Here is a 3,791-nt window from a genome sequence, read left to right on the forward strand (position 1 = left end):
GGGATGCCCGCGCCGGCACATCAGCCGCGACAAGGAGGCAGGATCACGATGGATGTGGGGGCTTTCATCCTGGCCGCTCAATTCCCAGGCCAGGGACAGGAGGAGGCGCTGCACCGGGCGGTGCGGTCGGCCGAAGTCTCCGAGGAGGCGGGGCTGGACGCGGTCTGGGTCGCCGAGCACCACTTCGTTCCGTACGGCGTCTGCCCGTCCGCGGCCACCCTCGCCGCGCTGCTGTTGGGACGTACCCGCCGGATCGGCGTCGGTACGGCGGTGAGCGTACTGCCGACCGCGCATCCCGTCGCGCTGGGTGAGCAGGCGGCACTGCTCCATCTCCTCTCCGGCGGCCGGTTCACGCTGGGCGTCGGCCGCGGCGGCCCCTGGGTGGACCTCGAGGTCTTCGGCTCGGGGCTGCGGGCGTACGAGCGGGGCTTCCCCGAATCACTCGATCTGCTGCTGCGCTGGCTGCGCGAGCCACGGGTGGGGGCGGACGGTGAGCGGTTCGCCTTCCGCGAGGTGGCCGTGGTGCCGCGCTCCGACGACGCGCTCGCCGGGCAGGCGGTGGACGCCCCGCCGGTGGTCGTCGCCTGCACCTCGCCCGCCAGCGTGCGGCTGGCCGCCGAGCGCGGGCTGCCCATGCTGCTCGGCATGCACTGCGGGGACGAGGAGAAGGCCGAGGTGGTCGGCCTGTGGCGGAAGTCCGCGCTGGCGGCGGGCCGTTCACCGGAGGATGTCGAGGCGGTGGCGGCGCGCCATGTCTCGGCCGGGGTGGTGCAGATCGCGGACGACCGCCCCGCGGCGGCCGAGATCCTCACCAAGGCGATGCCCGGCTGGTTACGGCAGGGTCTTGAGGCGCATGTGACGGTCGACGGCCGGGAGCGCCGGATGCGCGACCCCGTGGCCTATGCGGAGCTGCTGTGCGAGCTGCATCCGGTGGGATCGCCGCGGCTGTGCGCCGACCGGCTGGCGGCGACCGCGGAGCGCACCGGGATCAGCCGGTTCGCGCTGCTGGTCGAGGGCTCGGGCGATCTGGTCGCCACGGAGGAGAACGTACGACGGCTCGGTGGTGAGGTGCTGCCGCTCCTACGCTGATACACCTCCCCCTGGTGGAGCGGCAGCGGATATCCCGTCAGCAGTCGCGGAGCTCGGGTGACTGGTTGAGCAACTGCCCCCGGACCGAGGTGAAGCGGGCGAGGCGTTCGTCGGCGGACGCGTCCATCGGGAAGACGGCCACCCGGTGACAGTTCTGGAAGGCCAGCCGCACCCCGAAGTGGCGCTGGAGCGCACCGCGTATCGCGTCACTGGCGAGTGCGCGAAGCAGTTGACCGCGTGCCTGCTCGTCGGGCGGCGGCGTCTGGTTGTCGGCGAACTCCCCGCCGTCCACCTTGAGCTGGGCCACCAGCGAGCTGATCATCTCCCATGCGTACGGTAGGGAGTTCCGGACGCAGTCGACGAAAGCTGCTTCGTCGACCTCGCCTCGCTCGGCCTGTTCGAGCAGGGCCGGTGAGACGTCGAGCGACATGGGTTCTCCTCTCGCGACCCCGCGAGCGGGGTCTCAGGGATGGGAAGGGCGGACGGCGACGCAGCGTACCCGTCCGACGACCGCCCGCTTCAACGGTAATTCGGCCACTCCACCCGCACCAGGAGAATGGGCACACAACCAGCCATCCCCGAAGGGGTCCATCGACGGACGAATCGCGTCGGGCGGCGGTGGTCGAGTAGCGTTGCCGACCATGCGTCTCGTCATCGCCCGGTGCTCCGTGGACTACGCCGGCCGCCTCACCGCCCACCTTCCCTCGGCACCCCGCCTGATCCTCGTCAAGGCTGACGGAAGTGTGTCCATCCACGCGGACGACAGGGCCTACAAACCCCTCAACTGGATGTCTCCGCCGTGCACGCTGAAGGAAGGCGACGACGATGTGTGGACGGTCGTGAACAAGGCGGGCGAGAAGCTCATCATCACCATGGAGGAGGTCCTCCATGACTCCTCGCATGAACTCGGCGTCGACCCTGGCCTGATCAAGGACGGTGTGGAGGCCCATCTCCAGGAGCTGCTCGCCGATCGTATCGAGACACTCGGCGATGGCTGGACGCTTATTCGGCGTGAATACCCCACTGCCATCGGTCCTGTGGACATTCTCTGCCGCGACGGGGACGGGACGACGGTCGCCGTGGAGATCAAACGCCGTGGTGAGATCGACGGTGTCGAGCAGCTCACCCGCTATCTCGAACTCCTCAACCGGGATCCGCATCTCGCCCCGGTGAAGGGCATCTTCGCCGCCCAGGAGATCAAGCCCCAGGCCCGCGTCCTCGCCACGGACCGGAGCATCGGGTGCGTGGTGCTGGACTACGACGCGCTCCGGGGCATCGAGGACGACAAGCTCCGCCTGTTCTGACACGGGCTGACACGGGCTGACGCGAGGCTGATACGAGGCCGACGCCGGGCCGAGGCCGGGCCGACACGGGGGCGCCAGGGCCATCGGGCCCCGGCGCCCTTCCGTCGTACGGGCGCCAGGGCGCCATGGAGCGACGAGATCACGCCACGGGGGCCGGGCGCCGTCTGGCGTGATCCGGCGCCCAGGGCCCGCGCCCCCGTGCGGCGCCCCCGTGCGGCGCTCCCTGCGGCGTTCCCGGCTACGCGACCGGAGCGGCCGTGCCCGACGCCGTGTGGGTCGTGGGCGCGCTCGCCGTATTGGATGTGTCGCCGGTGGGGGTCTGCGTCGGGGCGGAGGTCGTGGGCGTCGGCTCGGTGGGCTCGCCGGTCGGGGTCGTCGGCCTGCCCGTCGGCGGCTTGGTCGTAGGCGGCTTGGTCGTCGGGTCCGACGACGGCGGCGAGGGCGGCTGCTCGGTGTCGGAGGGCGAGCCGCCGGTGGACGACGGGTCGCTGGACGCCGTGGTGCCGCTGGGCGAACCGCTGCTGCTCGGGGCGGTCGGGGAGGTGGACGCCTTGGTCGACCCGCTGAGGCCGGGCTGGGGGGCCTGGTCGGTGCCGCGCGTGGGCTCGTCGGCGGTCAGCCCCTTGTCGTCGTCCTGCTGGGAGGCCGACCGGTCCGGCTTGACCTTGTCGGAGGGGCGGTCGGAGTCGTCGCCCCCGGTGGCGCCCAGGGTCACGACGGTGCCGAGCACGGCCACCAGCAGCACGCCCGCGGAGGCGGCGACCACATTGCGCCGGGTACCCCGCATCGCCAGCCGGCGCAGACCGCGCGGCGCGCCGTCCGAGGGCCCGGCGGGGGCCGAACCAGAGGCGGACACGGAGGCCGAACCAGAGGCGGACGCGGAGGCGGAGGCGAGGGCCGACGGGGTGGCGGAGGCGGCCACCGTGGTCCGGGAGACGGCCGGGACCACCGCCGTCACCGCCCTTGTCGGGGCCGGGGCGCCCATGGCGGCCGGCGGCCTGGTCGTGGCCACCTTCGGGGTGACGATCGTGGTCTCGGTGTCGTCCGGTGCGGCGCCCGCCGCCGGGGGCGTCACGTCCTCGGCCTTACGGCTGCCGCCGCCCGCCCCGAACGCCCCGGCCATCGCCGAACCGGGCAAGCGGTCGGCGACCAGCGCCAGCGCGCGCCGCCCCGCGACCGTGCCCCGCTTGTCGGCGAGGACGCCCCGCAGCCCGATGGACGCCTCCAGCTCGGCGCGGGCCCGGTCCGGATGGCCCGTGCACAGCGCGAGGACGCCCAGCTCGTGGTGGAAGTACGCCTCGTCCGCGACCTGCCCCGCCAGCCGCGCGGCCTCCTGGCCGTGCCGCACCGCGCGCTCCCAGGCACCCCAGTGCAGCGCCGCGGCGAAGGCGGGCGCGG

General features: G+C 73.0%; 3 protein-coding genes and 1 pseudogene. 2 read left to right on the forward strand and 2 right to left on the reverse strand.

The features are described from left to right. The first annotated feature begins 48 nt into the window (after positions 1-48). On the forward strand, positions 49-1,089 hold the full coding sequence (locus KN815_RS45970) for an LLM class flavin-dependent oxidoreductase (protein WP_216347735.1): 1,041 nt from the start codon (positions 49-51) through the stop codon (positions 1,087-1,089). A 37-nt stretch (positions 1,090-1,126) separates the two neighbouring features. Here the strand turns inward: KN815_RS45970 and KN815_RS45975 are convergent, their stop codons facing one another. Beyond that, the gene (locus KN815_RS45975) at positions 1,127-1,519 is read right to left on the reverse strand and encodes an SCO5389 family protein (RefSeq protein WP_037951008.1); all 393 of its coding nucleotides are present in this window, start codon (positions 1,517-1,519) and stop codon (positions 1,127-1,129) included. Between the two features lie 211 nt (positions 1,520-1,730). Here KN815_RS45975 and nucS point away from each other — a divergent pair, with 211 nt between their 5' ends. Next, positions 1,731-2,393, forward strand: a complete 663-nt coding sequence (nucS, locus tag KN815_RS45980; RefSeq protein ID WP_216347736.1) for an endonuclease NucS — start codon at positions 1,731-1,733, stop codon at positions 2,391-2,393. Between the two features lie 238 nt (positions 2,394-2,631). Here the strand turns inward: nucS and KN815_RS45985 are convergent. Beyond that, a pseudogene (locus KN815_RS45985) lies at positions 2,632-3,791 on the reverse strand (ATP-binding protein); the annotation flags it as partial.

It is taken from the genome of Streptomyces niphimycinicus (genome assembly GCF_018883605.1).
In the GTDB taxonomy this organism is placed as follows: Bacteria; Actinomycetota; Actinomycetes; order Streptomycetales; family Streptomycetaceae; genus Streptomyces; species Streptomyces niphimycinicus.

Coding starts and splice junctions, on each gene's coding strand:
- KN815_RS45970 (WP_216347735.1), top strand. CDS start 49: ATGGATGTGGGGGCTTTCATCCTGGCCGCTCAATTCCCAGGCCAGGGA.
- KN815_RS45975 (WP_037951008.1), bottom strand. CDS start 1,519: ATGTCGCTCGACGTCTCACCGGCCCTGCTCGAACAGGCCGAGCGAGGC.
- nucS (WP_216347736.1), top strand. CDS start 1,731: ATGCGTCTCGTCATCGCCCGGTGCTCCGTGGACTACGCCGGCCGCCTC.